General features: G+C 31.9%; 6 protein-coding genes and 2 tRNA genes. 3 read left to right on the plus strand and 5 right to left on the minus strand.

Going from position 1 to position 7152, the window contains the following annotated elements:
- Positions 1-41 precede the first annotated feature (41 nt).
- Both SVN78_06935 and SVN78_06940 read left to right on the plus strand, forming a co-directional pair.
- Positions 42-914: a fumarate hydratase gene (locus SVN78_06935; protein ID MDY6821340.1), complete on the plus strand. Its 873-nt coding sequence runs from the start codon at positions 42-44 to the stop codon at positions 912-914.
- On the plus strand, positions 907-1491 hold the full coding sequence (locus SVN78_06940) for a FumA C-terminus/TtdB family hydratase beta subunit (GenBank protein ID MDY6821341.1): 585 nt from the start codon (positions 907-909) through the stop codon (positions 1489-1491). Before SVN78_06935 ends, SVN78_06940 begins: the two co-directional genes overlap by 8 nt.
- Positions 1492-1584: 93 nt before the next feature.
- On the opposite strand, the gene SVN78_06945 is transcribed toward SVN78_06940, so the two are convergent.
- The 5 genes from SVN78_06945 to SVN78_06965 form a co-directional block, all read right to left on the minus strand.
- Positions 1585-3825 (minus strand): NADP-dependent isocitrate dehydrogenase, encoded by a 2241-nt coding sequence (locus SVN78_06945; GenBank protein ID MDY6821342.1) that lies wholly within the window; start codon positions 3823-3825, stop codon positions 1585-1587.
- A 67-nt stretch (positions 3826-3892) separates the two neighbouring features.
- Positions 3893-4408, minus strand: a complete 516-nt coding sequence (locus SVN78_06950; protein ID MDY6821343.1) for a DUF2155 domain-containing protein — start codon at positions 4406-4408, stop codon at positions 3893-3895.
- A 19-nt stretch (positions 4409-4427) separates the two neighbouring features.
- Positions 4428-4517, minus strand: a tRNA-Ser gene (locus SVN78_06955).
- A 38-nt stretch (positions 4518-4555) separates the two neighbouring features.
- Positions 4556-4640, minus strand: a tRNA-Ser gene (locus tag SVN78_06960).
- Between the two features lie 59 nt (positions 4641-4699).
- A complete protein-coding gene (locus SVN78_06965; GenBank protein ID MDY6821344.1) occupies positions 4700-5911 on the minus strand; it encodes a molybdopterin molybdotransferase MoeA in 1212 nt (403 codons plus the stop codon).
- 644 nt (positions 5912-6555) lie between these two features.
- Here SVN78_06965 and hflX point away from each other — a divergent pair.
- Positions 6556-7152: GTPase HflX (gene hflX / locus SVN78_06970; GenBank protein MDY6821345.1), on the plus strand; the 597-nt coding region annotated here is incomplete at its 3' end.

The raw sequence follows: 7152 nt of genomic DNA on the forward strand, positions 1-7152 counted from the left end.
TAAATTTTTGAAGTATTTTTTATTAATTAAAGGAGTTTATTATGGATTTAAAAGAAAACATAGTTGAGTTAATCAGAAGGGCTTCTACAGATTTACCACCTGACGTCGAAGATTCTCTAAAACGCTCATATAATAGTGAAAAAGAAGGTTCTCCTGCAAAAAATGTTTTATCAGCAATTTTAGAAAATATTAAAATTGCGAGGAACAACTCTACACCACTATGTCAAGATACAGGATACTTATTATTCTATATATTTGCACCCTTTAATAATTGTGACGAAAAAATGTATACAAATACTATAATCCAAGCTGCAAGAGAAGCTACACAAAAACAATATTTGAGACCAAACGCAGTTGATCCAATAACAGGCAAAAACTCTGGCGATAACACAGGAATAAATGCTCCATATATACATTTCTCAAAATGGGAAAAAGATTACACCGAAATCAGGCTCTTACTTAAAGGGGGCGGTTCTGAAAATGTTGGCTCACAATATAAGTTACCTGATACTGCTATTAAAGCTGGTCGTGATATTAAAGGTGTAAAAAAAGCTATCATAGATGCTGTATATAAAGCACAAGGGCAGGGATGCGCACCTGGTGTAATTGGTGTTGGTATAGGTGGTGACAGATTTACCTCATATGGACTTTCTAAGGAGCAATTTTTTAGGAAGATTGGTCAAAGAAGTGAAAACGCAGAGCTTGCAAAAGTTGAGAAGGAGCTATACGAGACATTAAATACACTAGATATAGGTCCCATGGGATTAGGTGGAAAAACTACTGTATTAGATGTCTTTATTGGCTATCAACATAGGCATCCAGCTACATATTATGTTGCAGTCTCATATATGTGTTGGGCTTTCAGGCGCAAAAAATTAATTATAAATAATAATGGGGAGGTAAATTATGATTAAAATAAATACCCCAATATCAGAAAAAGATATAAGGAAATTAAAGGCAGGAGATACAGTTTATATATCTGGACAAATAGTTACAGCTAGAGATCAAGCACATAAACTAATGGTCGAAAAAAAACCAGATTTTTTAAGAGATTACCTAAAAGATTCAATAATATACCATTGTGGCCCAGTAGTTAGAAAAAATGATGACGGCTCATGGAGTTTTGTTTCTGCTGGTCCCACAACATCTTCAAGAGAAGAACCTTATCAAGGCGATGTTATAAGAGAGTATAGCGTGCGTGGTGTAATTGGCAAGGGAGGCATGGGCAAAAAAACTCTTGAAGCTTTAAAGGAATGTGGGGCAGTCTACCTTCAAGCTGTTGGGGGTGCTGGTTCTTTAATTGCTCAATGTGTTAAAAAGGTTAAAGATGTCCTGATGCTTGAAGAATTTGGAACACCTGAGGCTTTTTGGATAATAGAAGTTCAAGATTTACCTGCTGTTGTAACAATGGATAGTAATGGTGTAAGCCTGCATGAAAAAATACTAGAATCCTCTGGTAAAAAAGTAAAAGAACTTATAAATATTATATAGTACAAAAAGACTCATTATTGTGGGTTTAAAATTATTTCTCTATAACATATAATTAATAAAGCCTTGCAATAAACATTGCAAGGCTTCTATTTTTTATAAAGAACCTATTATTCTATTTAGCGTATTACTGGGGTTCATAGCTTTTTTAACCTTATCTTCGTCAGGAAAATAATACCCACCAATATCAACAGGTTTACCTTGGGCTGATAAGAGTTCATCATTAATTATTTTTTCATTGTCTACAAGCTCTTTTACAGCTTTTTTAAACAGTTCCTTCAATTCACTATCCTCATTTTGTTGGGTCAATTCTTCTAACATATACCTGATAAAATAATAATGTTGCCCCCTATTATCTAATTCGCCTACTTTTCTAGAGGGCCATTGTTTATTTAACAGCATTTTAGTTATAGCCTTTTCTGATGCATCTGCTAAAACCTTTGCTCTTTTATATCCAAATTTTTCTTCAATAAACCTCAAGGCAGATGTCAACGCCGTATACTCTGCTGTTGAATCCCATCTAAGATGGCCTTCCTCTAAAAACTGCCATACATGTCTTGGGGCCGAACCACCAGCACCAGCTTCAATTAACCGACCACCTAATAGTAAAGGTATAATTGATAAGACTTTAGCACTCGTTCCAACCTCTAAAATTGGGAAAAGATCTGTTAGATAATCCCTTAAGACATTTCCAGTAACAGCTATAACATTTTCACCATTTCTGATCTTTTTAACTGTGAATTTCATGGCTTCCTGAGGTTTAAGTATTCTAATATCTACATCATTTGTATCTTTGTCACTTAAATATTCCTTAATTTTTTTTATTATCTGTGCATCATGTGCCCTCTCCTCATTTAACCAAAATATTGTAGAATAACCAGTCGATTTGGCTTGCTCTAATGCAAGTTTTATCCAATTTTTTACAGCAACATCCTTTACTTGACATGCCCTAAAGATATCACCTTCATTAACCCTATGCTCCATTAGAATATTTCCATTTTCATCGACAATCTCAAACTTCCCATCTGATGGCGCCATAAAGGTTTTATCGTGAGAACCATACTCTTCGGCCTTCATAGCCATCAAACCTATATTTATTACTGACCCCATAGTTTTTCTGTCAAAGGCTCCATTTTTCTTACAATCTTCAATAATCTCATCGTATATAGGCGCATAACACCGATCAGGTATTATTATTTTTACATCATGTAAATTGTTATCAGGCCCCCAAGTTCTCCCACCATCCCTTATAATGGGTGGAAGAGAAGCATCAATAATTACTAAATTTGGAGAATGCAAATTTGTAATACCTTTTTTAGAATCTACCATCATCATTGGTGGATTCTTTTTATAAACTACTTCAATATCTCTCTCAATATCTTCTTTTAAATCTTTGGGTAAATTATCGAGTTTTGAATAAAGACTATTTAATCCATATTCAGGTTTAAATCCAATCTCGTTAAATACTTTTTCATATTTATCGAAAACATCTTTAAAATAACGCTTAACTGCATAACCAAATATTACAGGGTCAGAAACTTTCATCATTGTAGCTTTTAAATGTAGTGACCACAATACACCTTTTTCCTTAGCATCTTGTATTTGTTTATCATAAAATTCTTGTAAGTCTTTAACACTCATAAATGTACTATCTAATATTTCACCCTCTGATAATAAAACCTTTTTCAATTCTTTGCTATTTCCACTAGTATCACTAAATACAATCCTTACATCTCTACTAGAAGCTGTGGCAATGGATTTTTCATTTTCAAAAAAATCGCCCTTTTCCATGTATGATACATGGCTCTTGCAACCACTTTCCCACTCTTTTAATGGCAACCCCATTAAATCTGGAAATTTCCTTGCACTTTCTTTTACAGGATTTGGTATCATCCTTATATTATTTCCCTGTCTTAGGACAGGATTGACTGCACTGCCAATCACCTTTGAATATCTTTCTTTAATATTTTTTTCTTCTTCATTCTTTGGTTCTTCAACGTAATCAGGTATATTATAACCCTTTTTCTGTAACTCCTTTATAGTATCTGTTAATTGAGGGATTGTAGCGCTAATATTTGGTAGCTTTACAAGATCTATAGAAGGATCCTTTAAAACTAATTCACCTAATTCAGCCAAATAATCACTAACCCTTTGATCCTCTCTCAAATAATCTTGAAACTGAGCAAGTACTCTAGCTGATAAAGAAATATCCTTAATGTTTATATTAATATTAGCCTTCTCTAATATTTTTCTTACAGGAGGTAAAAAAGCAAAAGTCGCCAAGTATGGCGCCTCATCCACTTTTGTCCATAAAATCTCAAAATTTTTTTCATTCATATTTTCACCCCTATTAATATATTATTATAATAATTATCTAACCAATAAAAACATTTGAAATAAAACATTATTTATTTTTAACTTTAACAGAAGATACTAGCTCAACATCATAATTACTATCTTCAAAAGCATGTACATTAGGAAAATTCCCAAACAACCACCCTTTAAAAGCTAATTCGCCATCCTTATATATGTTTACTCTTGCAGCAGGATTTCTCTCCTCCAAACTTTTAGTTATAATACCTTTACCCTCATCCATTATAAAGTCAGGATAATATTCTAATAGCTCTATCTCTAATGATGTGTTTTCAATTTTAGTTCTCTTTTTAAAGGGAATTTCTATGTTAAATGTTTTATTATTATTTTTATTTGTTATTTTTAATACTAGTGCTTTATAATGTTCTAAAACATTGCTTTGGGTAATTATATCCATATCATTATTTTTCTTATTATTAACTTGGACCTGAACAACTGGTTTTTCCTTCTCTTTAGAACTTTTAGATGGTCCTTCATTCTCCTCATATGTGTTTTGACTACAGCTAACAAATAAACACAATAACAACAATACTATAAACTTTCTCATATATCTCTCCTATCAGTTACGGAGAGGGAGGGATTCGAACCCTCGGTACCGCTATTAACGGTACGCTCGCTTAGCAGGCGAGTGCCTTCGACCACTCGGCCACCTCTCCAAAGACCTTATTTAATATTATATTTCTTTACAACATTACGGAGGGGGTAGGATTCGAACCCACGGTACCTTTCGGTACAGCGGTTTTCAAGACCGCCGCCTTAAGCCACTCGGCCACCCCTCCATAAAAGTAAAACTAATAATAATTAAATTTATGCAATATGTAAAGCCTCTATTAAAATTTTAAAGATAGTTAATATATTTACTATATACATCAACTAATGTACCTTTCCCTATAGAACCCATAACTTTTGAAGACATATAAATATAACCATTGCTAAATAGTAACTGACTTATTAAATTCGAATTTTCCCTTTCAGCTGCTATCACTTTGATTCCATTATCACCCATATATATATTAGCATTTAAAAACATATTCCTTTTGCTCTTCTTGTAAATATCTTTTTCTAAATATGCCTTGAACTTATTATTATAGGGCCTCTTCACCCCCATCATCTTTTTAATTGCTGGGAGAAAATAAAAAAACTGACAGAATGCACTGCTTAATGGGTTACCAGGAAAGGAAAAAACAGGCTTATCACCTATTAATCCAAATGAGAAGGGCTTACCTGGTTTTTGAAAAACTTCATTAAAAAACCATTTTATGCCTAATTGTTTGCCATATAGCCTAACAATATCATAATCGCCCTTTGATATACCTCCTATTGTTATTATTGAATCATATAATTGCAAGCCTTCAATTATGCTTTTTAATGCTTCAAAACTATCCTCGATAATTCCTTTATATAAAACTTCGACACCAACATCTTGTAGCGTAAGAGTTATATATTCTCCGTTAGATTCTACAATCTTGTTATCCTCTATTAAACTGCCAGGATAAATCAATTCACTACCTGTAGATATTATAGCAACTTTAGGTCTTCTATAGACTTTATAATTATAAACACCACATGATACTAATCTTGCTATAATAGCAGGTGTTATAAATTCACCTTTTAAATAGTGCAACGACTCACCTTTTTTTATATCTTCACCAGTTTTTCTAACATTCCTTCCCTTGTGGAGATCACCTATAATCTCAATAGTATTGTTGTCTATCAGATTTACTTTTTCAAATTCCACAACAGTATCAGCGCCTTTTGGCATAGGAGCTCCTGTCATAATCCTTGCACATTCTCCCTCTTCAACATGTAAAGCATCACTACTTCCTGCACCAATTACACCCTTTACACTTAACCTGTTATATCTTTTTAAATCATCAAAATGAAAGGCATAACCATCCATAGCAGAATTATCAAAAGGCGGTAAATTCATGTTAGATTTTATATCCTCAGCTAAAACCCTACCTTTACTTTGAGTAAAATATACTCTCTCACAATCAACCTCTCCAACATTCTCCATAATAATGTCTAAAGCCTCATTAGGTTCTATCATATATTTGCTCCAAAAATTATAATTTAAAAAATATTTGAATAAATTTTATTCTTATTTATTATTATACTAAAAAGTTATAGGAGGTAAACATTCTTTATTATAATAATAATGATTTTAAAAAAACCTATATAAAAAAATTAAACAAATTAATAAACAGAAAATATAAATCTAATTCAATAATATCTATAGATTTATTAAAAATAATTTGTAGCATATCCTTTGAAACCAAAAAACAGATAGGAGTATTAATTGATAGACAAAATGTTGTACAACATATAATTATTGGTACTAATAAGGGCATATCTATTCCAAGGCTTGAAAGATTCAATGCTGTTAGTGGAAAACTTAGAGGTTTAAGGCTAGTTCATACCCATCTATACAATGAAAATATAACTAAAGAAGATATAACAGACCTTCTCTATTTAAGATTTGACTCCCTATCAGCTGCTTTAGTAAATGATAGCGGACTACCTTCTAAATTATTAACAATTTATATCTCACCAAATAATAAAAAATATGAATATTTAGATGAAATAGATCCATATAACCAAAGAATAAATTTCACAAGGTTTATAAATGAGCTTGAAGGACTTGCCAATAAAAATAAATCGTTCTCTAACATAAACAAAGATAGAGCCCTTTGTATTGGAATCTATAAAAATAAAATCTTAGCTAATGAGTCATTGAAAGAATTAAAAGAACTTGCAAAATCAGACAATATAGATATTGTAGATACTTTCTATCAAATCAAAAATACAGACAATGTTAAAACAATAATAGGCAAGGGAAAATTAAAAGAGTTGATAATTGAGGCCTTAGATAAAGATATAAATCTACTTATCTTTGATAATAGCCTAACCCCAACACAAGCAAAAACAATTGCACATCTTACTGAATTAAAAATAATAGATAGAAACCAACTGATTTTAGATATATTTGCAAAAAGAGCAAATTCTAATGATGGAAAATTAAGGGTAGAGCTTGCACAATTAAAATATATACTACCTAGATTATCAGCAAAGGATGATTCACTTTCTAGACTAACTGGGGGTATTGGAGGAAGAGGTCCAGGAGAGACAAAGCTTGAAATTGATAAAAGAAGGGTTAGAGAAAAAATAAATTTACTTACCCAAAAATTAAAAAAACTAGAAAAAAATAGATTTGTACAAAGACGCAAGAGAAATAACAAAGGCATACCAATAGTTTCAGTTATTGGATATACTAACGCAGGTAAATCAACG

Source organism: Deferribacterota bacterium (genome assembly GCA_034189185.1).
Taxonomy (GTDB): Bacteria; Chrysiogenota; Deferribacteres; order Deferribacterales; family UBA228; genus UBA228.